Source organism: Streptomyces sp. NPDC086989 (assembly GCF_044745505.1).
Taxonomy (GTDB): domain Bacteria; phylum Actinomycetota; class Actinomycetes; order Streptomycetales; family Streptomycetaceae; genus Streptomyces.
Window position 1 is genome coordinate 440,801 of the sequence record NZ_JBIVAL010000007.1, and the last position, 25,221, is coordinate 466,021.

The following is a 25,221-nucleotide window of genomic DNA, read 5'->3' on the forward strand; positions in this document are numbered from 1 at the left end:
TGCGCGCCGTGCCGCGCACACCTCAGGTGCGGGGGGCGCGGCCCTTGGGCTGGCGGGGTTCGGGGGAGTCGGGCGCGGGTGGGACGGGAAGGTCCGTCGGCGTGTCCACGGTGAGTTCGACCCGGGTGCCGTGATGCGTCACGGTGAGGGGCCCTCCGGACAGGAGCGTGTAGCGGACCGTCGACTGTCCCATGTCGAGGCGGATCAGCCGCCCCTGGACGCGGACGTTGAAGGCCAGCCGGGTCAGCGAGGACGGCAGCCGCGGTGCGAACAGCGCGGCGGCGTCCGGCTCGACGGGGCCCGCGATCCCGGACGGCTGGTCCTGAGGGTCCGCGGGCGGGGCGGGGCGGATGCGGCGCAGCCCGCCGAAGCCCTGGACCAGGGCGATCCAGGTGCCGGCGAGCGAGGCCATGTGGAGGCCGTCCCGGGTGTTGTGTTCGAGGTCGTCCAGGTCCATCAGCGCCGCCTCGCGCGTATAGGCCCAGGCGAGGCGCAGGTGTCCGGTCTCGGCGGCGAGCACGGCCTGGCAGCAGGCGGACAGGGAGGAGTCCCTGACCGTCAGCGGCTCGTAGTAGGCGAAGTTGCGGGCCTTCTCCTCGGCGCTGAACTCGTCCGGGCAGGTGAACATGGCCAGGACCAGGTCCGCCTGCTTGACGACCTGCTTGCGGTACAGGTCGAAGTACGGGAAGTGCAGCAGCAGCGGGTACTGGTCCTCGGAGGTGGCCTCGAAGTCCCAGGGTTCCTGGTCGGTGAATCCGGCGGACTGCTCGTGCACCCCCAGCCGCCGGTTGTACGGGATGGCCGTCCGCGCGGCGGTGTTGCGCCAGTCCGCGATCTCCTCGGCGCTGACGCCGAGGTCCGGTGCCCGGTCCGGGTGGAGCGAGACGGCGTCCGCCGCGGCGCGCAGGTTCCGCCGGGCCATGGCGTTGGTGTAGAGGTTGTCGCGTGCGATGGCGCTGTACTCGTCGGGGCCGGTGACCCCGTCGATGTGGAAGACGCCGTCGGCGCCGAAGTGGCCCAGTGAGCGCCACAGCCGCGCGGTGTGCACCAGCAGGTCGAGTCCGGGACCGCGCTGGAACTCCCGGTCACCGGTGGAGAACACGTACCGCTCGACGGCCGCGGCGATGTCGGCGTTGACGTGGAAGGCGACGGTTCCGGCGGGCCAGTAGGCGGAGCACTCGGCGCCGTTGATGGTGCGCCAGGGGAAGGTGGCTCCCTCCAGGCCGAGTTGGCGGGCGCGCTCCAGCGCGCGGGGAAGCGTGGATTGCCGCCAGGCGAGCGCGGAGGCGACGGTGTACGGCGCGGTGTGCGTCAGGACGGGCAGCACGAACGACTCGGTGTCCCAGAAGGCGTGGCCGTCATAGCCCGTGCCCGTCAGGCCCTTGGCCGGGATGGGGCGCCGCTCGCCGCGCGCGGAGGCCTGGTAGAGGTGGAAGAGGCCGAACCGGACCGCCTGCTGGACCTCTTCGTCGCCCTCCACCTCGACGTCGGCGCAGGACCAGAACTCGTCCAGGCAGGCCCGCTGTGCGTCGACCAGCCCCTGCCACCCGGTGGTGCGGGCCCCGGCCAGGCCGCCCTCCACCTGGTCGCGCACGGCGGGCAGGGAGCGCTCCGCCGACCACCCGTAGGCCACGAACTTGACGAGTTCGAGCCGTTGCCCGGGTTCGAGGGTGGCGGTCACGGTCAGCCGGGCCACGTCCGGTTCGCTCTCGGCGGCCCACGCGGTGCCGTCGGGGCCCTGCACGATGTGGTCGGCCGCCACCGCGACGCGCTGCCCGCTGGTGGCCGTGCTGTGGATGAGGCGCAGCCGGGTGCCGTTCGCGTAGTGCTCCTCGGGGAGCAGCGGGGAGTCGATGACGGCGGCCATGCGCGGGTCGCCCGAGGTCGTGGGCAACTGTTCGTTGGCGACGAGCTCGGACTGTACGGCGATGGTGGCCGGGCCGTTGACGGTCTCGACGCCGTACGAGATCACCGCGACGGCCCGCTGGGCCAGGGAGACCATGCGGTGCGAGGTCAGGCGTACCGTCCGGCCGGAGGGTGTGGTCCACTCCACGGAGCGGCTCAGGACGCCGGTGCGGAAGTCCAGGACGCGTTCGTGCGACAGGAGTTCGCCGTAGCGCAGGTCGAAGGGGTGGTCGTCGACGAGCAGCCGGATGACCTTGCCGTCGGTGACGTTGACGGTCGTCTGCCCGGACTCCGGATACCCGTATCCGGCCTCGGCGTAGGGCAGCGGGTGGCTGGCGTACACGCTGTTGAGGTAGGAGCCGGGCAGGCCGTGGGGCTCGCCCTCGTCGAGGTTGCCGCGCCAGCCGAGATGGCCGTTGGACTGGGCGAAGACGGATTCGCTCTGCGCGAGGACGCCGAGGTCGAGTGCCGTCTCCCGCAGCTGCCAGGGATCGGGCGCGAAGTTCTCGTGCGTGATCATCGGTGGTCCAGCAGCTCGGAGAGGTCGGTGACGACGACATCGGCGCCGTGCGCCCGCAGTTCGTCCGCCTGGCCGGTGCGGTCGACGCCGACGACGAAACCGAAGCCGCCCGCCTTGCCGGCGGCCACCCCGGCCAGCGCGTCCTCGAACACGGCGGCATCGCGCGGTGCGGTGCCGAAGAGGCGGGCGGCCGCCAGGTAGCTGTCGGGGGAGGGTTTGCCCCGCAGTCCCCGCTCGGCGATGGTGATGCCGTCGACACGCCCTTCGAAGAGGTCCTCGATGCCGGCCGCCACCAGCACGTCGCGGCAGTTGGCGCTGGAGGAGACGACGGCGCGGCGCAGACCCGCGTCGCGTACGGCGCGCACGTAGGCCACGGAGCCCTCGTAGGCCTCCACCCCCTGCTCGCGGATCGCGCGGAGCACCAGGTCGTTCTTGCGGGTGCCCAGCCCGTGGACCGTCTCCCGGTCGGGGCCGTCGCTCCCGGTGCCCTCGGGCAGCGTGATGTCCCGGGAGGCGAGGAAGGTGCGCACGCCGTCCTCGCGGGGGCGGCCGTCCACGTACTCGTCGTAGTCGTGCACGGCGTCGAAGGGCGCGAAGGGCGAACCGTCGCGCTCGGCGCGCTGCCGCAGGTAGCCGTCGAACATCTGCTTCCAGGCGGCCGCGTGGACCTTCGCGGTCCGGGTGAGCACGCCGTCGAGGTCGAAGAGGCAGGTGCTGATGTGGTCGGGGAGTCCCAGCATGGCGTCACTCACCGCCCGCGCCGGGCCGGTGCCGTTCGGGCAGGTGCCACCGGTGGGGGGAGACGAGGGAGGCGATGGCCTCGGGCCCCCAGGACCCGGGGGCGTACGGGACGACGGGTGGAGGCGCGTCCAGGAGCGGCGCGGAGACCTCCCACAGGCGTTCGATGCCGTCGGAGCGGGTGAAGAAGGACTGGTCGCCGAGCATGGCCTGGAGGATGAGGTGCTCGTACGCCTCCAGGGAGTTCTCGGTGGTGAAGGAGCTGCGGTAGTTGAAGACCATGTCGGCCGGGGCGAGCTGCATCGTGGGGCCGGGCTTCTTGGCGAGGAAGCGGGCGGTGATGGAGCCGGGGCCGGCGAAGTCGATGATAAGTGCGTTGGCACGGCCGTCGGCCGCCTCCCGGGCGTCGAGGGGGAACATGTTGAGCACGGGCTCGCGCAGGCCGAGGGTGACGACGTGCCGGCTCTCGGCCAGCGCCTTGCCGGAGCGCAGGTGGAAGGGCACGCCGGCCCAGCGCCAGTTGTCGATGTCGACGCGCAGCGCGACGAAGGTCTCGGTGTCGGAGGCCGGATCGACCCCCGGCTCGGCGCGGTAGCCGGTGTACTGGCCGCGCACGGCGTGGGCGGGGTCCAGGGGCCGCATGCTGCGGAAGACCTTGACCTGCTCGTCCCGCAGCGACTGCGCTTCGAGGGAGACCGGCGGTTCCATCGCGACGAATCCGAGCAGCTGGAACAGGTGCGTGACGACCATGTCGCGGAAGGTTCCGGTGCCCTCGAAGAAATGGGCGCGGCCCTGGATGTCGATCTGCTCGGGTACGTCGATCTGCACGTGGCTGATGTGCTCGCGGTTCCACAGCGGCTCGAAGAGACCGTTGGCGAACCGCATGGCGACGATGTTGTCCACCGCCTCCTTGCCGAGGAAGTGGTCGATGCGGAACACCCGGGACTCGTCGAAGACGGCGTGGACGGCCGCGTTGAGGGCGCGGGCGGACGCGAGGTCCGTCCCGAAGGGCTTCTCGACGATGACACGCGCGTCCCGGGCCAGCCCCGTGGCCCCGAGCAGTTCGATGACGGAGGTGAACGCCACGGGCGGGACGGCGAGGTGGAACAGCCGCCGCGGAGCGCCGCCGACGGCCCGCTCGGCCTCGCCCACCGCCCTCTCCAGAGGCCCGGTCGCGTCCGTGTCGGCCGCGCCGAAGGACAGGGCGGCCTCGAACTCCTGCCACTCGGGGCCCTCGGGCCGCGAGCGGCCGAACTCCGCCACGGCCTGGCGGGCGTGGGCGCGGAACTGCTCGTCGCTCAGGGCCTCGGCCGTCGGGGCCGAGCCGACGATGCGGTAGCGCTGCGGCAGGAGTCCCGCCTTGGCGAGGTGGAAGAGACCCGGCAGCAGTTTGCGCCGGGCCAGGTCACCCGTCGCACCGAAGAGCACGACGACGTGGTCCGCGGGGCGCGGCCCGGGCCGGGAGGCGGCGGGGTCCCTGTCCACGGAGGGCCCCCTCACGCGTCCCCCCCGGGGCGCTTCTCGGCATGGCCGCCGAACTCGCTGCGCATGGCGGACAGCACCTTGTCGGTGAACGCGCCGAGGCCCCTGGACTCGTAGCGCTGGTAGAGGGCGGCGCTGATCACCGGTGCGGGCACGCTCTCCTCGATGGCCGCCAGCACGGTCCAGCGGCCTTCCCCGGAGTCGGAGACGCGGCCCGTGAAGTCGTCCAGTTGCGGGGAGCGGGCCAGGGCGTCGGCGGTGAGGTCGACCAGCCACGAGCCGACGACCGACCCGCGGCGCCACACCTCGGCGACTTCCGCCACGTCGATCTCGTACCCGTAGGCGTCGGGATCGGACAGCGGAGCGGTCTCCGCGTCGGCGGTACGCGGGCGCAGACCCGCGTCGGCGTGCTCGATGATGGCGAGACCCTCGGCGATGGCGGCCATCATCCCGTACTCCACGCCGTTGTGGACCATCTTCACGAAGTGACCGGCGCCGCTGGGGCCGCAGTGGAGGTAGCCCTGCGGCGCGGTGCCCCCGGTCCGGGTGCGGCCGGGGGTGGGCTCGGCGCTGCCGGTGCCGGGCGCGATGGTGCGGAACACGGGGGCGAGCCGTTCCACGGGCTCCCGCTCGCCGCCGATCATGAGGCAGTAGCCGCGTTCCAGGCCCCAGACACCGCCCGACGTGCCGCAGTCGACGTAGTGGATGCCCTGCTGGGCGAGGGCCCGGGACCGGGTGATGTCGTCCCGGTAGTAGGAGTTGCCGCCGTCGATGACCGTGTCGCCGGGCTCCAGGAGCCCGACCAGCCGGTCCAGGGTCTCCTGGACCACGCCCGCCGGCACCATGAGCCACACGGCGCGGGGCCGTTCCAGCCGCTCGACGAGCTCCTCCAGCGAGAACGCCGGTGTCGCCCCCTCCCGCTCCAACGCCCGTACGGCGTCGGGGCCGAGGTCGTTGACGACGCACCGGTGTCCGTCCTGCATGAGCCGGCGCACCAGGTTGGCACCCATCCGGCCGAGTCCGACCATTCCGAGCTGCATGGGTGCGTCCGATGCCATCGCCGTGCTCCCGTTCTCCCGTTTCCCGGCCGCGGGGCCGCATGCCACGGCACGCGCCGTCCCGCGTGCGCGGCACCGCCCGCGCCCGCCCTTTCCCCCTCCGCGCCCACTGTGGCCGCCCACCACGGCCCCGGCACCCGGGACTGGGCCACTCGGCCCTGCCGGTGGTCCGGGGGCCGGGTCCCCGCGGCCCCTGCGGGGACCAGACCCCCTGGTGGGCGGGGATCCGGCCCGCTGTCCGTCCGGCCCGTCCGATGCCGGCCGTCCCCGGCGCCTCGGAGACCGCTCACGTTACGTCGGGACGACTGATGCCTGCCGCACGGCCGCCGCCATAGCGTCAGTGACGTCACCAGGCACACCGCACCACACGGCAGGCACCGAGCACCCACCGACGAAAGCAGGACGTGTGCGCAGGCTCACCTATTACGTCGCAACCACCCTCGACGGGTTCGTCGCGGGCCCCGACGGCCGGTTCGACCGGTTCGACCTCTTCCCCTTCGAGGGCGACCTCGCCGCCGCCCTGCTGGCGGAATACCCCGAGACGATCCCGGCCCACCGCCGGGGGCCGTTGGGCCTCGACGGAGTCCCCAACAGGCGGTTCGACACCGTACTGATGGGCCGTGCCACCTACGAGCACGGTCTCGCGGCCGGTGTCACCAGCCCCTATCCGCACTTGAAGCAGTACGTCTTCTCCCGCACCCTCGCCCCGCTCGACCCCGCCGTGGAGGTCGTCGGCACGGACCCGGTGGAGTTCGTCCGCGACCTCAAGGGCCAGGAAGGAGAGGGCATCTGGCTGTGCGGCGGGGCCGGCCTCGCCGGGCAACTGCGTGAGGAGATAGACGAGTTGGTCATCAGGTGTTACCCGGTCGTCATCGGCTCCGGCATACCGCTCTTCGACGCCCCGTTCCGCCCGGACTCCTTCAAGCTGACCGACTCCCGGGTCTTCAGCACCGGCGCGGCCCTCACCACGTATGCGAAGGAGACGGGCACCCCGGTGCTGATTCGCCCCACCACCGGCGCCGACCTCGACCGCGTCACCGCCGTGACGGTCGACGAGCCGGTCGGCTGGATCCCCGCCGACCGGTACCTCGGGGACCTCGCGGAGGGCATGTACCGCCCGGAGTGGACCTGGATCGCAGAGCAGGACGGCCGGGTGGTGGCCCGGGCCCTGTGGTGGGGCCGGGCCACCAGCGAGCACCCGGTCGCGCTGGACTGCCTGTACGTCGACCCCTCGGTCGCCGACCGCGCGGCGCTCGGGGCCCGGCTGATCCGCGCGGGCCTGCGGGCCTTCGCCGAGCAGGGGGCGGCCAAGGCGCCGCTCTACAACCTGACCCTGCCGAACGGCTGGCGGGACGACCCCGCCACGGTCGCGGCCGCGGACTGGCGGCGGGACGCCGCCCTGGCGGCCGGACTGACCGACGTCGTCGAACGGCTGCGTCTGGAATGGACTCCCGAGGCCGGACTCCCCGCCTCCAGCGGGCGCCTCGTCTTCACCGAGGGTACGGACGAGGAGTTCCTCGACGTCTTCCGGCGGATCGCGGTGGGCAGCCTGGACGGGGAGACCCGCCGGAACCTGGCGCTCATGGGAGCGGAAGCCACCGCCCGGGAGGAGGTCGACTTCTACCTCGACTGCCCGGGCGAACGCTCCTGGTGGCGCATCGCCCGCACCCCCGACGGCCGCGTCGCCGGGCTGGCCCTGCCCTCGGCGACGCCGTACAGCCGCAACGTCGGCTACCTGGGCGTCGTCCCCGAGCTGCGCGGACAGGGTTACGTCGATGACGTGCTGGCCGAGATCACCCGCGTGCAGGTGGAGGCGGGGGCCGAGCTGATCACCGCCACCACCGACACCGACAACGCGCCGATGGCCGCCGCGTTCGCCCGGGCCGGCTACCGGACCACGCAGACCCGGCTGATCTGGTCGGCGCCGGAACCGGGCCCGGCCTCATGAGGCCGGCCGCCTCATGAGGCCAGCAGGCCGGCGAGCTCGGTGCGGGAACTCACGCCCAGTTTCGGGAAGGCGCGGTAGAGGTGGTGTCCGACCGTGCGCGGGCTCAGGAACAACCGGGCGCCGATCTCCCGGTTGCTGGCACCGGCCGCCGCCAGCCGGACCACCTCGCGCTCCTGCGGGCTCAGCACGCTCATCGGGCCGCCCTCGCGAGCCGTCAGCCCGGTCTGCCCACCCGCAGCGCCGAGTTCCGTCCGGGCCCGGTCGGCCCAGGGCCGGGCACCCAGCCGTTCGAAACCGTCGAGAGCGGCGCGCAACGGGTCCCGGGCGTCGATCTGGCGCCGCAGGCGACGCAGCCACTCCCCGTACAGCAGCGCCGTACGGGCCAGGTCGAAGCCGCTGCCGCCCCGGTGCAGGGCCAGCGCCGCGACGAAGTGGGCCTCGGCCTCGCCGTCCGGGCCGGTCAGCGCCAGGCAGCGGCGGGCCGACGCGGCGAGGGCGTCCTGTCCCAGCGCCCCGGCCCACTCCCCGAGCGACCGGGCCGCCTCCGAGGCCCGCTCCGGGCGGCCGGCCCGCACCGCGGCCTCGATCAGATCCGGCAGCAGCGGCAGGCAGAGCAGCGGGTGGGCCACCTCCGTGCGGGCCGCCTCCAACCGCTCCAACGCCGCATCCGCCCGGCCCAGGCCGAGTTCGAGCACCCCCCGTGCCCACAGGGCGTCCGCCGTGCCCCGCCCCACCCCGCGCGGCCGGGTGTACTCCAGCGCTTCACCGGTCAGCTCACGGACCCGCTCCTCCTCGCCCCGTACGGCGGCCGGCATCGCCAGGGCGGCACGCAGGTGCGCGGCCCGGTGGGCCAGGTCGTGGTACTCGGCCAGCCGGAGCGCCTCGACGGCCCGTGCCGACGCCTCGTCATGGCGGCCCAGGGAGAGCTCCGTCTGGACCTGAAGGTGTAGCGCGGTGGGCAGCCAGCCGCTGACGCCCTGGTCGCGGCAGAGCGCGACGACTCCCGCGGCAGCCTCCCGGGCTGCTCGGTGATCGCCCGTCAACTGCAGGTAGATCCCGCTCATCAGACGGGCCGTCACACCGTGGGCCGGGGCGTCCACGAGTGCGCGGACCGCCTCCAGTCCGCCGGGCACGTCACCGCCGAACAGCCTTGCCGGTACGGCCAGCACGGGCACGGCGGGCGAGCGGAGCGCGACCTCCTCGATCAGCGCCGCGTCCCCGGCGCAGAACGCCGCGTGGACCGCATCGGTCAGCAGCGACGCCACCGTGTCCGGTCGCTCGGCGTCCGTCAGGTCCGCACTGTCGACCAGGATCCGGGCCGCCGTCGCCGGCCTGCGGTAGCCGAGCTCGACCACGGCCCGGGCACGCGCGAAGTTCGCCGCGACGTCCGGGTCCTCCAGCGGCTGCGGCACCCGGTCGGCCAGTGCGCCACACCGCTCGTCCTGCCCTGCATCGGCGGCCCGCTGCGCTGCCGACACCAGCCGCCGCGCCCGCGCCCGCGGATCCGCGGTGAGCTGCGCGGCACGCTCGTACGCGGCGGACGCGGACGCCATCGCCTGGCGGCTGTCGGCCCACTCGGCGACACGTTCCAGCTCCTCGGCGACCCCCTCGTCCGGACCGGTCGACGCGGCGGCCAGGTGCCAGGCCCGCCGGTGCGCATGGCCGGCCCCGCCCAGCACCCCGGCCAGTGCCCGGTGCGCGGCGATCCGCCGGGCGAGCGGGGCGCCCCGGTACGCGGCGTACCGCACCAGGGGGTGCCGGAACCGCAGCACCTCACCGGAGAGTAGGACGAACCCGGCGCGCTCGGCCGGCTCCAGATCCTCGACCGTGGAGCCGAGCCGGCCCGACGCACGCAGCACCACCGTGAGGTCCCCGGTGTCGTCGGCGGCGGCCACCAGCAGCACCGCCCGGGTGGCCTCGGGAAGCCGCCGGACCTGTTCCAGGAAGCCGTCCTGGAGCCGGCTCGGCAGTCCGGCGGCCGCTTCGGGCAGCGCGGAGGGGCCGAGCCGTCCGGCCCGTTGGGCCGGGGTGAGCGCGGCGGAAAGTTCGATCAGGGCCAGCGGGTTGCCGCGGGCCTCCTCGATGACGCGGTCCACGACGTACGGCGGCAGGTCCGGCACCAACTCGGCGGCAGCCGCCCGGTCCAGGCCCTCGACCGGCAGCCGGGGCAGCCCCTTCACGGCGGCGCCGGGCGCCCCGTCGCGGACCGCGAACAGCATCACCACGCCCTCCGCCCGCAGGCGGCGCGCGGCGAAGGTCAGCATGTCCACCGACGGCTGGTCGAGCCACTGCGCGTCGTCGACCAGGCACAGCAGGGGACCGGCGGCCGCGGCCTCCGACAGGAGCGAGAGCACCGCGAGCCCGACGACGAAGCGGTCGCGCACCCCTTCACCGCTCAGACCGAACACCGACCGCAACGCCGCCGCCTGCGGCCCCGGCAACGCGTCGACCAGGTCCCTCACCGGCAGGAAGAGCTGGTGCAGCCCGCCGAAGGCCATCTCCATCTCCGACTCGATGCCCTCGACCCGCAACACCCGCACACCGTGGGCCCGGTCGGCGGCATGGTCGAGCAGCGCGGTCTTCCCGATCCCGGCCTCGCCGTGCACCAGCAGGACACCACTCGCCCCCCGGCGGGCGTCCGCGAGCAACTGCTCGATCCGCTCCCGCTCCGCGTACCGCCCCCGCACGACCTACCCCCACGACCCCGTGCCGACCATCCGCCCGGGTCCGGCGGGACCCGCGACGGCCACCGGAGACTATCCCGACGGTCACCGCCCCGTATGGACCAGGGGCATGCGGGCCGCGTCCGTGACCAGGGGCTCGGCGGAGGCCGCAGCCGGCCCCACCCCCGTGTGCGCGGGGTGGGGCCGCCCGGGGCCGGTGTCAGGCGAGGGGGTCAGGCGAGGGGGTCAGGCGAGGCGGCCGGCGACGTGGTCGATGCAGGCGGTCAGGGCTTCCACGTCGGCCGGCTCGACGGACGGGTAGCAGGCCACGCGCAGCTGGTTGCGGCCCAGCTTGCGGTACGGCTCGGTGTCGACGATGCCGTTCGCCCGCAGGACCTTCGCCAGGGCCGCGGCGTCGATCCGGTCGTCGAAGTCGATGGTGGCGACCACGGGCGAACGCAGCCCGGGGTCGGTGACGAACGGACTGGCGAGGGGGGACTTCTCGGCCCAGGTGTAGAGGCGCGAGGAGGAGTCAGCGGTGCGTGCCGCCGCCCAGGCCATGCCGCCCTGACCGTTGATCCAGTCGAGCTGCTCGGCGAGCAGGACGAGGGTGCTCAGGGCCGGGGTGTTGTAGGTCTGGTCCTTGGCGGAGTTGTCGATGGCCACGGGCAGGGAGAAGAACGGCGGGATGTAGCGGCCGGAGGCGGCGACCGCGTGGGCCCGTTCGACGGCTGCGGGGGAGAGGATCGCGATCCAGAGGCCGCCCTCGGACCCGAGGTTCTTCTGGGGCGCGAAGTAGTAGGCGTCGCACTGGCTGATGTCGACGGCCATGCCTCCCGCCGCGGACGTGCCGTCGACGAGGGTGAGGGCGCCGTCGTCGGCTCCCGGCACGCGCCGGACGGACGCGGCCACGCCGGTGGAGGTCTCGTTGTGGATCAGCGCGTAGCTGTCGACCCCGGCCTCGGCCACCGGCTGTGCGCTGAGTCCGGGCTCGGCGCGGATGACCGAGGGCCCGGCCAGCCACGGCGTGGTGGCGGAGGTGGCGAACTTGGCGGAGAACTCGCCGATGACCAGGTGCTGGGACCGGTTCGCGATCAGTCCGAAGGCCGCGATGTCCCAGAAGGCGGTGGCTCCGCCGTTGCCCAGGACGACCTGGTAGCCGTCGGGGAGGTCGTACAGGTCGGCGAGTCCGGCGCGGATCCGGCCGACGAGCGACTTGACCGGTGCCTGCCGGTGGGAGGTGCCGAGCACTTCACGGCCGCCGGCCAGTGCTTCCAGCGCCTGCGGCCTGATCTTGGAGGGGCCCGCCCCGAAACGCCCGTCGGCGGGCAGGAGGTCGGCCGGAATGACGATGCTGGTCATGACGTTGTTCTCTGTTCTGCCGCCGCACGTCGGGCAGGCGTCGGGATTCGATTGCAACGGCATGCAGCGCTGGATGCCATGAGAAGGCGGGGAGACGGGGAAGAACTGACATTCCACGCGTCAGGACGAACGCGTCATGTCCCCTGGTCGGACGGGACGTTAGCAGCAGGTTTCAGCCGACGGCAACGAACTCCCGCCCCAACGACCGGCCAGGACAGGAGGCATGTCCGGATTCCCCGTGATCTGTAGCGGTCCGGTGACGCCCTCCCGCACGGCACGTGAGATGCGGCACACGTCGTCCCGGTCGGCGCTCGGCCCCGGCCGGCCTGCGGGGCCGGTCGGACCTGTGGGCGGCGAATCGTCATTTATGCTTCAGGGCGGCCCGCGGGGCGGTGGCGCTCGTCGCTGTACACGGCATCTGCGGAACGGTCAGTCCGGCCGGTCGAGGACGGACGGGGCCCACCTGACGCTGATCATGAAGATCTTGGGGAATCGAGTGACTTCCGGCGTGCGTCTCAGTGGTGCGGGGCGTCCTGCCCTCCCCGCCCGCGAACAGAAGATCCCCAGGGAGAAGTGAGGTATGCCAGTGATCTGCGTCGGAGGCATGATCGGAATCGGCAAGACGAGCGTGGCCGAGCTTCTGGCCAAGGAGCTGGGCAGCGAAGTCTTCTACGAGAGCGTGGACGACAACCCGATCCTCCCGCTCTTCTACACGGCGAGCCCCGAAGAGATCCAGGCGAAGCGCTACCCCTTCCTGCTCCAGCTCTACTTCCTCCAGACGCGGTTCGCCGCGATCAAGGAGGCCTACAAGCAGGGGGACAACGTCCTCGACCGGTCCATATACGAGGACTGGTACTTCGCCAAGGTCAATCACGACCTCGGCCGGATCAGCTCCCTCGAGATGCAGGTGTACGAGGGACTGCTCGAGGAGATGATGCGCGAGATCGACGGCCTGCCGTACCGCAAGGCGCCCGACCTCATGGTCTACCTCAAGGCCGACTTCGAGACGGTGCTGCACCGCATCGGACTGCGGGGCCGCGACTTCGAGCAGGACGACAGCCTCGTCGAGTACTACCGGACGCTGTGGTCCGGCTACGACGACTGGGTGCACAAGCACTACTCGGCCAGCGAGGTCCTCGTCATCGACATGAACTGCACGGACGTGGTGAACAACCCCGAGGACGCGGCCCGCGTGGCTCAGGAGGTCAAGGACGCCCTGGCGGCGGGCCGGCGCCGGGCCTGAAGCAGTTCCCGCACGGGCCGAACCGGCGGGTCACCGTCCGGCGACGGAGCCCTCAGGCGTCGCCGGATCCCGGGACGCCGAAGGTGATGGCACCGGAGGGGCACAGGCCGGCGGCCATCCGGGCGGCCGTGCGGTGTGCCGCGGGCGGCTCGGCGTCCAGCAGGAGTACGAGGCCGTCGTCGGGGTCCTGGTCGAAGACCTCGGGGGCGGTCATCGCGCACATGCCGGCGCCGATGCAGCGTTCGCGGTCGATGCTCAGGCGGCCCGTGCTCATTTCCCGTCCTCGTCCCAGGTGACCGGCAGGCTCTTCACCCCGTAGATGTCCGCGGCCTCCGGACGCAGGCGGACCTCGTCGGCCGGTACGGCCAGGCGCAGCGTGGGGAAGCGGTCGACCAGGGCGCGGAACGCCACCCGCATCTCGATGCGGGCCAGCTGCTGGCCCAGGCACTGGTGGATGCCGTGGCTGAACGCCAGGTGCCCCTCGTGCGGCCGCCGCAGGTCGAGGACGTCGGGGTCGGCGAAGCGGCCGGGGTCGCGGTTGGCGGTGTTGAACGACAGGACGACCGTCGTGCCGGCCGTGATGGTCTGGCCACCGACCTCGACGTCCTCCAGTGCCGTCCTCATGAACGTCTTCGCGACGCTGAGGTACCGCAGCAGTTCCTCCACCGCCCCGTCGGTGAGCGCGGGATCGGCGCGCAGCGCGGCCAGTTGCGCCGGGTTCTGCAACAGGGCGAAGGCGCCGAGGGACAGCATGTTCGCCGTGGTGTCGAAGCCGGCCGCCAGCAGGATGAGGCTGATGCCCTTCAGCTCCTCGTCCGTCAGATCGCTGTCGGTGAGTTCGCTGAGCACGTCGTCGGTGGGGTTGGCGCGCTTGGCGGCCACCAGCCGGGCGAGGTACTCCTGGGTCGCGGTGTAGGCCGCGATCAGCTCCTCGTCGCTCACCTCCCCGCCCATGAACGCGTCGATCTGTTCCTGGAAGGAGGCCCGGTCCTCGTAGGGCACGCCCAGGATCTCGCAGATCACGATGGTGGGGATGGGCTTGGCGAACGCGGTCACCAGGTCCGCCGTCGGTCCGGCCTGCTCCATGGCGTCCAGGCACTCGGCGGTGATCTGCTCGATGCGCTCGGTGAGCAGCCGCATCCGCCGCACGGTGAACTTGCCGACCAGCGGCTTGCGGTAGCGGCTGTGCTGCGGCTCGTCCATGAGGAGGAACTCGCCGGGCGGCGCGGGAGGGAGCTCGAAGTCGACCACGTTCAGCAGGTCCTTGCGGGAGCTGAACCGGGGGTCGGCCAGGACCGACCTGACGAGGTCGTATCCGGTGATCAGCCAGCCGGGTACGCCGCCGGGGTGGGTGTAGCGGCTGATGGGGCCGTGCCGGCGGGCCTCGGTCAGCTCGGCCGGCGGGTCGAAGGGGCAGCCGGTCCGGCGCTGCGCCGGAAGCGTCGTGACGGTGTGGAGGGACTCGCTCATGACCGTTCCTCGTTTCGCGCTGTGACGTGCTTCAGTTGTTTGGAAAGCTACGTTGCATTCACGAGATGGTCAATCGCTGCATTGCGTTGTGCCAGGTGAAAGCAGGTGAATCGGTGCAATGGCCTGCCGTCGAATGCAACGCACGTTGCAATGAGTGATAGTGAAGGCAATACGGATGCGGGCGGCGCTCACGCGTGCCCGTGACCGGTTCGGGTCCCCTCCTTTCGTGCTTGTTCTGACAAGTTCCGCGGCTTTCCCCCGCCGTGTCGAACCGTCGGGCCGGACCGCACGTGTGGTGCGTGGCGGCAAGCCGAGGCAAGTGGAACAGGAACGGGGGGATCGCCCTGATGTACGACGTGGACACCGCACCGGAGGAACGAGCCGGCGGACGGCTGGTCGCGGGCCGTTACCGCCTGATGTCCCCTCTCGGCACGGGCGGTATGGGCACCGTGTGGTGCGCCCGCGACGAGACGCTACAGCGCGAGGTCGCCGTCAAGGAGGTGCGTCCCCCGGCCGGCCTGCACGCCGGCGACATCGCACGGCTCTACGCCCGGCTGGAACGGGAGGCCTGGGCGACGGCACGGATAGCGGACCGCAACGTCGTGACGGTCCACGACGTCGTCATGGACGACGACCGCCCCTGGATCGTGATGGAGCTGATCCGCGGCCGGTCGCTGGCCGATCTGCTGCGGACCGGGGGCCCGCTCACCCCGCAGCGCGCCGCGCACGTCGGCGGCGAGGTGTTGACCGCGCTGCGGGCCGCGCACGCCGTCGGGGTCGAACACCGGGACGTGAAACCGGGCAACGTGCTGATCGCCGACGACGGGCGGGTGGTGCTCAGCGACTTCGGCATCGCCATGGTCGAGGGCAGTACGGCGTTGACCATGACGGGCGAGGTCGTCGGGTCCCCCGAGTACCTGCCGCCCGAGCGGGCGCTGGGACGGCCCTCGGGCCCCGAGTCGGACCTGTGGTCCCTGGGCGTGCTGCTGTACGCGGCCGTCGAGGGCAGCTCCCCGTTCCGGCAGGACACGGCGCTGAGCACGCTGCGCGCCGTCGTCGAGACGGATCCGCCGTCCCCGCGCAGGGCGGGCCCCCTCTCCGCCGTCATCGAGGGGCTGCTGCGCAAGGAGCCGGCCGAGCGGACCCCGGCCGAGCACGTCGCAGCCGCGTTGCGGACCGTCGCCCGTTCCGCGGGGGCCGCCGATCCGTCCGCGGATCCGGAGACCGTCGATGCGCCGGTCGTCGCTCCGGGCCCGGAGGCGTCCCCCGGAGCGGGCGCCGCACCGCTCGAAGCCGCCACGGCGGATGCGCCCGTCGCATCGCCCGCCGCGGCGCCGGTACATGCCGCCCCCCGGCGCAAGCGACGGGTCCGGGCCGCCGTGGTGGGCGGCGCAGCCGCGGCCGCGCTGCTCGCCGCCGCCTTGGGCTACGCCTTCGTCGAACGCGACGGGGGTGCGGACCGGAGCCCCGACCAGGTACCCGTCGGGGCGAGCGCACCCGAGGCGGCGACCGTACAGGTGTCCGTGGCGGGCTCGAACACCGCCTACACGGGTCCCTGCTCACCGCCCGCCGACCGGGCGCCCACGTTCACGGCGACCTTCACCGCCGCGGAACCGGTCCGGATCTCCTACCGCTGGGTGTCCGATGACGGCTCGGTGGTCGATCCGCAATGGCGCGTCATGACGCTCAGGGGAGGCGGGACCGGGGCCGGGGGCCGCGCCACGGGACGGGACACCGTGCAGGTGACGACGTACGCGAAGGCCGGAACGCTGAACAGCACGATCGGCGTGGAGATCCGCGATCCCGTCCGAGTCGTGTCGCAGCAGATCCCCTTCTCGGTGACCTGCCGGAACTGACGCTTCCGTCGCGCTCGGTGGTGTCCCCGCCCCGGGCCCCGCCGCATACCCCGTCGCCTGGTCCCACGGGAGGGGGACGGGCCGGTGCGGCGTCCCGGTCCGGCGGGGCGGGCAGGGCACGATGTCGCGGGTCCGCACGATCGGAACGGGAGTGGAGCATGGGCCTCATCCACATCGAGATGTTCGCGACCCTCGACCTCGTCGGGCAGGCGCCCGGCGGGCCCGACGAGGACCCGGTGGGCTTCCCGTTCGGCGGCTGGCAGGCACCGCTGCTGGACGAGGTGTCCGGCGCGCAGGTCGGCACCGCGTACCAGGGCACGGACGCCCTCCTCCTCGGCCGGCGGACGTACGACATCTTCGCCGCCTACTGGCCGCACCAGAAGGGCGGTGAGGACGGCGAGTTCGCCGCGCTCTTCAACCGCGTCCCGAAGTACGTGGCCTCCCGGGGCAAGCCCGACCTCTCGTGGGCCGGGTCCACGCAGCTCGGCCCGGATCTCGCCGGCGCGGTGCGGGAGATCCGCGACCGGCACGAGAACGTGAAGGTCGTCGGGAGCCTGAACCTGGTGCAGACCCTGCTGCACGAGAAGCTCTTCGACCGCCTCGACCTCTGGGTGCACCCGATCCTGCTCGGCGTCGGGAAGAAGGTGTTCGACGGCGGGGAGGTGCCGACGAACCTCACCCTCCTCGAACCTCCGGCAGCCGGCCGCAAGGGCACCGTGCTGCTGCGCTACGGGCTCGCGGACGGCACCCCCCGGACGGGGGACATGAGCGCACCCGACCGTGGCCTCGGCCGCGAGGACGGCCTCTAGACGGCGGCGGGGTGCGGCGGACACCACTCCGCCGCACCCCGTTCACCCCACGCGGCCGGGCCCCTCAGCGGTATCCGTCCGCTCCCGGACACCGGGCCTGGTCCCGGCGGCCACAGCCCCGGCCCCGGTCGCCTACGGCACGCGTTCGATGCGGGCGCGCCGGATGAGGTTCTTGCCGGGTTCGCGGACCTTGTCGAAGGCGGCGTTGTTGAGCAGGACGCAGCTGCCGGAGGGGCCGTTGACCGTGACGGTGGTGGCCTGGCCGTTGTCGAGGTTGGTGACCTTGAGTTTCGTCCCGACGGGGAACGTCCCGCTGGTCGCGGCCGGTGCCCCCGCTTCGCCCGACAGCGTGACCGTCGACCCGGGGCACACGACCTCCCCGCCGGCCGGCGGTACCTGCACACCCGCCGCGCCCGTCGCGCCCGCCGCGCCCGTCGCGCCCGCCGCGCGGGTCGGCGCGGCGGCGCCACCGCCCGCGCCGCCGCCACCGCCACCGGCCACGCGTTCGATGCGGGCGCGCCGGATGAGGTTCTTGCCGGGTTCGCGGACCTTGTCGAAGGCGGCGTTGTTGAGCAGGACGCAGCTGCCGGAGGGGCCGTTGACCGTGACGGTGGTGGCCTGGCCGTTGTCGAGGTTGGTGACCTTGAGCTTCGTCCCGACGGGGAACGTCCCGCTGGTCGCGGCCGGTGCCCCCGCTTCGCCCGACAGCGTGACCGTCGACCCCTTGCACACTACGTCGCCGGGAACGGCGGCGTTTCCGGTCGCCATCGTGGCGACGGCCGCGCCGGCCGCGACGGTTGCCGACACGACAGAGAACACGAGCTTCTTCTTGAGACTCATAGTCCGTTTCCTGGACATCCGCACTCCTCGATCCGTTGGACGACGTCCTCCCACCACGTCCTGGATACGGCCGTCGGCACGCTCAGAGTTCACTTCTGTCACGGCCCCACACATTTCTCAGACTGCCTTAAGGTCCGGTTGACGTGCCCTTAACCGGCAGCGGGCGTCAGGAGCGGCCGGCCGCCAGGTCCGCGCGCACCTTCCCGGGCCGCCGCGACGAGGGGGGAAGCAGCGACGGGGTGAGGACGGGGCCGCCAGGACGAGGCCCGGTCACCCGTGCCGTCCGACGCGGGCGGCCGCCGGTGCGACCACGAGCGGGCGCGGTGGGCAGGCCGCGCGGGGGCGGCGCTCGTAGCCTGAAGTGGGCGTGCGTTCCGTCCGGCAGCCGGTGACGCGGCGGGAGGCCGCCCCAGGCGGGAGGTTGTCCCATGAGCAGGCGTTGGACCGCACGTCTGGCCCTGGTGGCGGGCCTGGCGGCGCCCGTGGTTCTGCTGGTGGCCGGGGGCCTCGCGAGCCTCGTGCTGATGGCGCTGGGCTGGGCGGGGCTGGCGCTCACCGCCGCCGGCGTGTGGTGGATGCTCACCCACACCGGCTGGATCAGGGCGCTGGCCGTGCTGCTGGTGGTCGTCCCCCCGCTCGCCCTCCTGCTGCTGTACGCGACCGCGGGGCTGTTGTGGGTCGTGCTGGTCTCGCTCGCCCTGTGGGCCCTGGCCATCGCCGCGGCCAAGGCCGCCCTGGCGGCGGACGGCGCGCCGGGCATGACGGAACACCCCGCCGACCGGGCCGAGCGGCCCTACCTGATCATGAATCCGCGCTCGGGCGGCGGTAAGGTCGAGAAGTTCGGCCTGGCGGAGCGGGCCAGGGCCCTGGGCGCCGAGGTCTTCGTGCTCGATCCTGCCCGGCCGGACGACGTCGCCGAGCTGGCGCGGCGGGCCGTCGCGGACGGCGCCGACCTGCTCGGCGTCGCAGGCGGCGACGGCACACAGGCCCTGGTCGCCGCCGTGGCCGTGGAACACGACGTCCCGTTCATGGTGATCAGCGCCGGAACGCGCAACCACTTCGCCATGGACCTGGGCCTGGACCGGCAGGACCCGTCCCGCTGCCTCGACGCACTGACCGACGGCGTCGAACTGCACATCGACCTCGGCGTCATCCACGAGGGGAACGCGGTGCCCGGCAGCCCGGGGCGCGTCTTCGTGAACAGCGCCTCGTTCGGCGTGTACGCGGAGATCGTGCAGAGTCCGGCCTACCGCGACGACAAGGCCCGCACCATCCTGGAGATGCTGCCGTCCCTGCTGACGCAGGACGGCGGAACGCGGCTGGGCGTGCGTGCGGATGCGCTGGCCATGGACGGCCCCCAGGCCGTGCTGGTGAGCAACAACCCCTACCAAGGGGGGGATCCGGCCGGGCTCGGGCGCCGGGAGCGACTGGACTCCGGTGAACTGGGGGTGCTGGGCGTCGACGTCGCGAACGCCGCCGAAGCGGCGGAGCTGCTCCTGCACGGCGGGCAGGGCCGCGGTCTGACCACGCTCACCGCCCGGGAGGTCGTCGTGGACGCGGACGCGCCCGCCATCCCGGTCGGTGTCGACGGCGAGGCGCTGATGCTGTCCACCCCGGTGCGCTGCCGCATCGCGTCCGGCGTCCTGCGCGTGCGCGTGCCCCGCAACCGTCCCGGCGTGCCGCGCGCCACGGTGCCGATGGACTGGCGCCGGGTCCGGCGCCTGGCGCTGACCGTGGGACGGGCCGCGCGGGGACGCGGCGACGGCGGCGCCTGAGCGACCCGGTGCGGCCGCCCGCCGGGGCTCGAACCGCCCGCCGGGCGGTCACGTCTCGTCGGGGGCCGCAGGGCCGGCGGACCACTGCGCTCCGGTGCGCAGGCGGAACGCGGCGACGGCGGCCTCCACGGTGGGGAAGAAGTGCGCGGGGTCGATGGTACGGGTGAGTTCGTACCGCTCGATCTTGCGCCGTACGGGGTCCTTGAGCTCGGCGAACACGAGGTGGACGCCCTGCGCGTTGAGCGCCTCGTCCAGCTCCTCCAGGACGTCGGCGGCGGTGGTGTCCACGTCGGTCATGGGTTCCGCCGCGACCACGATCCAGCTCGGCGGCGGGTCCCCGCCGGCCAGTCGCCTGACCTCGTCCCGGAACGACCTGGCGTTGGCGAAGAAGAGCGGGGCGTCGAAGCGGTAGATGACCAGCCCCGGCAGCTGTTCGGCCTGCGGGTAGGAACGGACGTCGTGGTAGCCCTCCAGGCCCGGAACCCGCCCCAGCACGGTCTCGTACGGCCACCAGGCGCGCCGGAAGACTCCGAGGACGGACAGGCCCACGGCGACGGCGATCCCGGGCAGCACGCCGAGCAGGGCCACCCCCGCGAAGGCCGCGAAGCACAGCAGGAACTCCTCCTTGCGCTGCTGCCACAGACGTACCGCTCCGGGTACGTCGGCCAGGGACAGGGACGCGGTGATGACCACGGCGGCCAGGGTCGGCTGGGGGAGGTTGCGGAACAGGCCCGGGGCCAGCACGAGCATGAGGACGATGAGCGCCGCTCCGACGACCCCGGTCAGCTGGCTCCGGGCGCCCGCGCGTTCCGCCACCGCCGTCCGGGACCCGCTGGTGCTGACGGGGAAGCCCTGGAAGAGGGCGGCCGCCAGGTTGGCCGCACCGACGCCCGCCATCTCCTGGTTGCCGTGGACCTCCTGCCCGGTGCGGGCCGCGAAGGCGGACGCGTTGGAGATCGTGTCGGCCAGCGACACCAGGGCGATGCCCAGGGCACCGCCGAGCAGCGGCGCGAGGTCGGCGGCCCGCACGTCGGGGAGGGTGAACGGCGGGAAGCCCTCGGGCAGTACCCCGACCAGGCCGACTCCGTGCTCGGCCAGGTCGAAGACGGAGGCCGCGGCGATCGCCAGGACCACCATCACGAGCACCGCGGGGACCTTCGGCAGGAAGCGCTGCAGGACCAGGATCAACGCGATTCCGCCGAGGCCCACCGCGGCGGCGGCCGGCACCGCCGCCCCGTCGGCGAGCTTGTGCACCAGGCCCGCGCACTCGCCGATCAGGTTGTCCGCATCGACCTTGAAGCCGAGCAGCTTGGGCAGCTGACCGATCAGGATGGTCAGGGCCAGGCCGTTCATGTAACCGATCATCGTCGGCTTGGAGATCAGGTCGGCGACGAAGCCGAGCTTCGCCACCGAGGCCAGGATCATGACGGCCGCCACCATGACCGCGAGCATCGACGCCAGTGCGACGGCCCGGCCGGGATCCCCGTCGGCCGCCGCCAGCGGCAGCACGGTGGCGGCGATCATCGGCCCGAGCGAGGAGTCCGGGCCGAGCACCAGGATCCGGGACGGGCCGAACACCGCGTACCCGAGCAGGCACAGGACCGTCGTGTACAGGCCGGTGATGGCCGGCAGGCCCGCCAGTTCGGCGTACGCCATGCCCTGCGGCACCAGCAGCGTGGTCAGGACGACTCCCGCCACCAGGTCCTTGACCAGCCATGCGCGCCGGTACGACGAGGCCGCGCGGATCCCGGGGACCGACCGCAGGAGGGAGAGGACCTTGTGCCCGTCGTGCCGGGTGGTCACGGACGGACCTTCCTCAGGCGGCCTTCGCCCGGCGGGCCACCAGCTTGCCCAGCTCCCACACGAGCAGGAGCGCGAGGGCGGCCAGCAGCGCACAGCCGAACTGCCGCGCGTCGATCTCGGTCGTCCCGAGCAGGCGGCGGAACCCGTCCATCTGGGTCACCAGCACGGAGAGCACGAACTGGGCCAGGGCGACCCAGTTCATCTGCCTGCTGTCGAACGTCGACGGGGTCAGCACCGACTCCGTCTCACTGCGGCATTCGAAGGCGGCCACGATGAGGCAGAGCGAAAAGGCCGTGAACGCGATCGACTGGCCGGTCCCGACGCCGTCCCAGTGGCTCTCGCCGAGCCGGATCAGCGTGAGCAGGAGGACGGTGATCGCCAGCCCGCCCAGTCCGACCGTGACGAGCACGGGCCGGGTGAGCACCGACTCCCCGCGCGGCCGCGGCCGGCGCCGCATGAGCCCGGCGCTCTCCCGGTCGAAGCCGAGCGCGAAGCCGAAGGAGGCGTTGACGACGAAGTGGATCCACAGCACCTGCGGCGGGGTGAACGGCTCACCGGCGGCGATGTTGAAGACCGTCGCCCCGAGGAACGTCAGGACGAACGTGACCAGCAGGAGCAGCACGAACCGGATGTACTTGGTGAGGTTGTCGTAGATCGTGCGGCCCTGCTCCACCGCGTAGACGATGGTGGCGAAGTTGTCGTCGGAAAGGATCATGCGTCCGGCGTTCTTCGCCACGTCCGTGCCGCTGCCCATGGCGATGCCGATGTCCGCGGCCTTGATGGCCGGGGCGTCGTTGACGCCGTCCCCGGTCATCGCCACGACCTCGCCCTTCTTCTTGAGCGTGTTCGCGAGCAGCACCTTGTGTTCCGGCGCGACCCGCCCCACCACACCGATCCCCTCGATGCGGGCGAGCTGCTCCTCCTCGCTCATCGCGGCGAAGTCGGCGCCGAGAACGGCCTCGCCGGGAATGCCGATCTGGCGGGCGATCGCCGCGCCGGTGGTGACGTCGTCCCCGGTCACCAGGCGCACCCGGATGTGCGCCGCCTGGGCGTCGGCCACCGCCGCCTTGGCCTCCTCGCGCGGCGGGTCGACCATGCCGACGAGGCTGGTCACCCGCAGGCCGGTGACGTACGCGAGCAGATCGCCGTCCGGATCGAAGCCGTCCGGGTCCAGGTCACGGCCGGCCGCGGCCATCACCCGGCGCCCCTCACCGCCCATCCGCTCGCTCGCCGCCTCGGCGCGGCGCAGCAGATCGGCGTCCCACGGGACCGTCTGCCCCGCCGCCAGCGCGGTGGTCGCCCGCGCCAGCACCGCCGGGGCCGCGCCCTTGACGAAGCAGCGCACGACCTGCCGCCCGGAGGCGTCGGTGGCCGAGTGGAAGGTGGCCATCAGCTTGTACTCGGGGTCGAACGGGAGGGTGGCGAGCCGGGGGAGGGCGTCGCGGGTGGCGTCGGTGTCCAGCCCGGCCTTGTGCGCGAGCACCAGCAGCGCGCCCTCCGTGGGATCACCCACCACCCGGCCGCCCACCAGCTTGGCGTCGCTGGCCACCACGTACGGCAGGATCGCGTCCTCGATGCCCGCGGCGGACCCGGCGGCGTGGTGGACCTTCCCTTCGAGCCCGTAGCCCGTGCCCGACACGGTGTACCGGGCGGTGGGGCTCAGCACTTCGACGGCGGTCATCTGGTTCATCGTCAGGGTGCCGGTCTTGTCCGAGTTGATGGCCGACGTGAACGCCAGCGTCTCGACCGACGGCAGTTCCTTCACGATGGCGTGCCGCTTCGCCAGGTTCAGGCTGCCGACGGAGAGGATCGCCTGGGTCACCGTCGGCAGGGCCTCGGGGATGGCGGCGATGGCCAGCGAGACCGCGCTGACGAACAACACGTCCCACGCTTGGTCCCGCTGGCGGCCCAGGGCGAACATCACGATCATGGTGAGGCCCGCTGCCGCCGTGATCCACAGGGTCAGCCGGTCGAGCTCCTTGGTGAGCGGCGGCACCTCCTTCTCGGTGGCCGACAGCATCCCGGAGATCTTGCCGAGTTCGGTGTGCGCACCGGTCGCGGTGACGACCATGACGCCGCTGCCGTGGGTGACCGGGGTGTTCATGAACACCGTGTTGGTCTGGTCGCCCGGTGCGAGCCGGCTGCCCGCCAGCGGACCGGTGTCCTTCGCGGCGGGAACGCTCTCGCCGGTGAGCGCCGATTCGTCGATCTGCAGGGCGCTGGCCTCGATGAGACGTCCGTCCGCGGGCACCTGGTCCCCGGCGGAGATCAGCACGATGTCGCCGTCGACGAGCTGTTCGGCGGGGATCTCGGCCTCCCGGCCGTCCCTGCGCACCCGCGCCGTCGCCTTCATCATCGACTTCAGCGCGTTCATGGCGCTCTCGGCCTTGCCCTCCTGACGCAGGCCGATGACCGCGTTCAGCAGGGTCAGCACGATCAGCAGGATGGCGGTGGTCCACTCCCGGATGGCCAGCGAGACGATCGCGGCGGCCACCAGAACGATCTGCATGTAACTGCGGTACTGCGCCAGGAACCGGCGCCAGGCCGGGGTCCGCGCCTCCTCGGGCAGTGCGTTGGGACCGTTCGCGGTCAGGAGTTCCGCGGCCCGGGCAGCGGACAGACCGGCCGCGGGATCGACGCCGAACGCCGCCACGACCTCCTCGGGCGAGCGCGTGTACCAGCCGTCCCCGGCAGCCCGGGGCCGTTCCGCCGCGGAATCCGACCGCACTGTCATGGTGGTGCCTCCGATCCGGGGCCGCGGACGCATCCGGGCCGGTCGCGGGCCGCCCGAGGGCTGCCTAGCCGCGCTTCTTCTGCCGGGCGGCGTACGGGTCGGCCGGGGCCCCGGCGGGGGCCTCCCGCTCCAGGTTCCGTTTCGTGACGAGGAGGTCCTTGCGTGCCTCCGGCGCCACCTCCGGGTACTGCGGATCGATCTCCATCAGGGTGTGTGCGAGGACCGCCGCCGCGCAGATCCGCGCGAACCACTTCCGGTCCGCCGGCACGACGTACCACGGGGCCCACCGCGTACTCGTGGCGGACAGCATCTCGGAGAACGCGTGCTGGTAGTCGTCCCACCGGCCCCGCTCCCGGACGTCGGCGGCGGAGAACTTCCAGTTCTTCTCCGGCAGGTCGATCCGCTTCAGGAAGCGGGTGCGCTGCTCCTCCTTGGACAGGTTCAGGAAGATCTTCACCACCTTGAACCCGTTGTCCGTGAGATAGCGCTCCCACTGGTTGATCTCCCGGTAGCGGCGTTCCCAGATGTCCGGGTCCGGTCCGTGCGGCGGGAGCTTCTGCCGCAGGAGTACCTCCGGGTGCACCCGTACGACGAGGACCTCCTCGTAGTGCGAGCGGTTGAAAATGGCGATCTCGCCGCGCGCGGGCAGCCGCTGGGCGTATCGCCACAGGTAGTCGTGGTCGAGTTCCTCGGCCGAGGGCACCTTGAAACTGCTGACGCGCACGCCCTGGGGATTGACGCCGCTCATCACGTGCCGGATCGTGCCGTCCTTGCCCCCGGCGTCGAGCGCCTGGAGGCACAGCACCACGCCGTACGTGTCCTGCGCGGCCAGCCGGTCCTGGTACTCGGCGAGCAGCGACACCCCGGTCCGCAGCAGCTCTGCGCCCTGCTGCTTCTTCAGGCCGCCCTTGTAACGGGGATCGAAGTCCCGTTCCAGGTGCACCTTGGATCCCGGTCGCACCCGTAGCGGCTCGATGAAATCCGCGATGCGTTCGGCTCTCCCGTCCGCCATCAC

17 protein-coding genes are annotated in these 25,221 nt (G+C 72.6%); 5 read left to right on the forward strand and 12 right to left on the reverse strand.

Annotation, left to right across the window (positions count from 1 at the left end; translation table 11 throughout):
* Positions 1–22: 22 nt before the first annotated feature.
* From ACIPK4_RS19955 to gnd, 4 genes are read right to left on the reverse strand one after another with little or no spacing between them, the layout of a single operon-like run.
* Positions 23–2,425: a glycoside hydrolase family 65 protein gene (locus ACIPK4_RS19955; RefSeq protein ID WP_402314291.1), complete on the reverse strand. Its 2,403-nt coding sequence runs from the start codon at positions 2,423–2,425 to the stop codon at positions 23–25.
* A complete protein-coding gene (locus tag ACIPK4_RS19960; protein WP_402314293.1) occupies positions 2,422–3,165 on the reverse strand; it encodes a beta-phosphoglucomutase family hydrolase in 744 nt (247 codons plus the stop codon). Before ACIPK4_RS19960 ends, ACIPK4_RS19955 begins: the two co-directional genes overlap by 4 nt.
* Before the next feature lie 4 nt (positions 3,166–3,169).
* Entirely contained in the window at positions 3,170–4,648 is a 1,479-nt protein-coding gene (zwf, locus tag ACIPK4_RS19965) for a glucose-6-phosphate dehydrogenase (protein WP_402314295.1), read from the reverse strand.
* Between the two features lie 11 nt (positions 4,649–4,659).
* Entirely contained in the window at positions 4,660–5,703 is a 1,044-nt protein-coding gene (gene gnd, locus ACIPK4_RS19970; protein WP_402314297.1) for a phosphogluconate dehydrogenase (NAD(+)-dependent, decarboxylating), read from the reverse strand.
* Positions 5,704–6,109: 406 nt separating this feature from the next.
* Between gnd and ACIPK4_RS19975 the strand changes: the two genes are divergently transcribed.
* Positions 6,110–7,651, forward strand: coding sequence for a dihydrofolate reductase family protein (locus tag ACIPK4_RS19975; RefSeq protein WP_402314299.1), 1,542 nt, complete (start codon positions 6,110–6,112; stop codon positions 7,649–7,651).
* Between the two features lie 11 nt (positions 7,652–7,662).
* Here the strand turns inward: ACIPK4_RS19975 and ACIPK4_RS19980 are convergent, their stop codons facing one another.
* A complete protein-coding gene (locus tag ACIPK4_RS19980; RefSeq protein ID WP_402314301.1) occupies positions 7,663–10,338 on the reverse strand; it encodes an ATP-binding protein in 2,676 nt (891 codons plus the stop codon).
* 222 nt (positions 10,339–10,560) lie between these two features.
* Complete coding sequence (gene serC, locus ACIPK4_RS19985; protein ID WP_402314303.1) at positions 10,561–11,676, reverse strand: phosphoserine transaminase; 1,116 nt, start codon at positions 11,674–11,676, stop codon at positions 10,561–10,563.
* Between the two features lie 580 nt (positions 11,677–12,256).
* Here serC and ACIPK4_RS19990 point away from each other — a divergent pair.
* Complete coding sequence (locus tag ACIPK4_RS19990) at positions 12,257–12,919, forward strand: deoxynucleoside kinase (RefSeq protein ID WP_376194417.1); 663 nt, start codon at positions 12,257–12,259, stop codon at positions 12,917–12,919.
* A gap of 52 nt (positions 12,920–12,971) precedes the next feature.
* On the opposite strand, the gene ACIPK4_RS19995 is transcribed toward ACIPK4_RS19990, so the two are convergent.
* Both ACIPK4_RS19995 and ACIPK4_RS20000 read right to left on the reverse strand, forming a co-directional pair.
* Complete coding sequence (locus ACIPK4_RS19995) at positions 12,972–13,193, reverse strand: ferredoxin (protein ID WP_402314305.1); 222 nt, start codon at positions 13,191–13,193, stop codon at positions 12,972–12,974.
* Positions 13,190–14,389: a cytochrome P450 gene (locus ACIPK4_RS20000; protein WP_402314307.1), complete on the reverse strand. Its 1,200-nt coding sequence runs from the start codon at positions 14,387–14,389 to the stop codon at positions 13,190–13,192. Before ACIPK4_RS20000 ends, ACIPK4_RS19995 begins: the two co-directional genes overlap by 4 nt.
* A 347-nt stretch (positions 14,390–14,736) precedes the next feature.
* Between ACIPK4_RS20000 and ACIPK4_RS20005 the strand changes: the two genes are divergently transcribed.
* Positions 14,737–16,245 (forward strand): protein kinase, encoded by a 1,509-nt coding sequence (locus tag ACIPK4_RS20005; RefSeq protein WP_402314309.1) that lies wholly within the window; start codon positions 14,737–14,739, stop codon positions 16,243–16,245.
* A gap of 158 nt (positions 16,246–16,403) precedes the next feature.
* A complete protein-coding gene (locus ACIPK4_RS20010; protein ID WP_402314312.1) occupies positions 16,404–17,054 on the forward strand; it encodes a dihydrofolate reductase family protein in 651 nt (216 codons plus the stop codon).
* Positions 17,055–17,186: 132 nt separating this feature from the next.
* Here the strand turns inward: ACIPK4_RS20010 and ACIPK4_RS20015 are convergent, their stop codons facing one another.
* Complete coding sequence (locus tag ACIPK4_RS20015) at positions 17,187–17,894, reverse strand: DUF5979 domain-containing protein (RefSeq protein ID WP_402314315.1); 708 nt, start codon at positions 17,892–17,894, stop codon at positions 17,187–17,189.
* A 428-nt stretch (positions 17,895–18,322) separates the two neighbouring features.
* Here ACIPK4_RS20015 and ACIPK4_RS20020 point away from each other — a divergent pair, with 428 nt between their 5' ends.
* A complete protein-coding gene (locus ACIPK4_RS20020) occupies positions 18,323–19,669 on the forward strand; it encodes a diacylglycerol/lipid kinase family protein (RefSeq protein ID WP_402314317.1) in 1,347 nt (448 codons plus the stop codon).
* Positions 19,670–19,717: 48 nt separating this feature from the next.
* On the opposite strand, the gene ACIPK4_RS20025 is transcribed toward ACIPK4_RS20020, so the two are convergent.
* The 3 genes from ACIPK4_RS20025 to ACIPK4_RS20035 all read right to left on the reverse strand — a co-directional run bounded on the left by ACIPK4_RS20025 (position 19,718) and on the right by ACIPK4_RS20035 (position 25,218).
* Positions 19,718–21,472, reverse strand: a complete 1,755-nt coding sequence (locus ACIPK4_RS20025; protein ID WP_402314319.1) for a SulP family inorganic anion transporter — start codon at positions 21,470–21,472, stop codon at positions 19,718–19,720.
* A gap of 13 nt (positions 21,473–21,485) precedes the next feature.
* Complete coding sequence (locus ACIPK4_RS20030) at positions 21,486–24,206, reverse strand: cation-translocating P-type ATPase (protein ID WP_402314321.1); 2,721 nt, start codon at positions 24,204–24,206, stop codon at positions 21,486–21,488.
* A gap of 64 nt (positions 24,207–24,270) precedes the next feature.
* On the reverse strand, positions 24,271–25,218 hold the full coding sequence (locus ACIPK4_RS20035; protein WP_402314323.1) for a polyphosphate kinase 2 family protein: 948 nt from the start codon (positions 25,216–25,218) through the stop codon (positions 24,271–24,273).
* Positions 25,219–25,221 lie beyond the last annotated feature (3 nt).

Bases quoted from the DNA above. Each gene is read 5' to 3' on its own strand.
- ACIPK4_RS19955 (WP_402314291.1), bottom strand. From the start codon at position 2,425: ATGATCACGCACGAGAACTTCGCGCCCGATCCCTGGCAGCTGCGGGAG.
- ACIPK4_RS19960 (WP_402314293.1), bottom strand. From the start codon at position 3,165: ATGCTGGGACTCCCCGACCACATCAGCACCTGCCTCTTCGACCTCGAC.
- gnd (WP_402314297.1), bottom strand. From the start codon at position 5,703: ATGGCATCGGACGCACCCATGCAGCTCGGAATGGTCGGACTCGGCCGG.
- serC (WP_402314303.1), bottom strand. From the start codon at position 11,676: ATGACCAGCATCGTCATTCCGGCCGACCTCCTGCCCGCCGACGGGCGT.
- ACIPK4_RS19990 (WP_376194417.1), top strand. From the start codon at position 12,257: ATGCCAGTGATCTGCGTCGGAGGCATGATCGGAATCGGCAAGACGAGC.
- ACIPK4_RS19995 (WP_402314305.1), bottom strand. From the start codon at position 13,193: ATGAGCACGGGCCGCCTGAGCATCGACCGCGAACGCTGCATCGGCGCC.
- ACIPK4_RS20000 (WP_402314307.1), bottom strand. From the start codon at position 14,389: ATGAGCGAGTCCCTCCACACCGTCACGACGCTTCCGGCGCAGCGCCGG.
- ACIPK4_RS20005 (WP_402314309.1), top strand. From the start codon at position 14,737: ATGTACGACGTGGACACCGCACCGGAGGAACGAGCCGGCGGACGGCTG.
- ACIPK4_RS20010 (WP_402314312.1), top strand. From the start codon at position 16,404: ATGGGCCTCATCCACATCGAGATGTTCGCGACCCTCGACCTCGTCGGG.
- ACIPK4_RS20015 (WP_402314315.1), bottom strand. From the start codon at position 17,894: ATGAGTCTCAAGAAGAAGCTCGTGTTCTCTGTCGTGTCGGCAACCGTC.
- ACIPK4_RS20020 (WP_402314317.1), top strand. From the start codon at position 18,323: ATGAGCAGGCGTTGGACCGCACGTCTGGCCCTGGTGGCGGGCCTGGCG.
- ACIPK4_RS20030 (WP_402314321.1), bottom strand. From the start codon at position 24,206: ATGACAGTGCGGTCGGATTCCGCGGCGGAACGGCCCCGGGCTGCCGGG.
- ACIPK4_RS20035 (WP_402314323.1), bottom strand. From the start codon at position 25,218: ATGGCGGACGGGAGAGCCGAACGCATCGCGGATTTCATCGAGCCGCTA.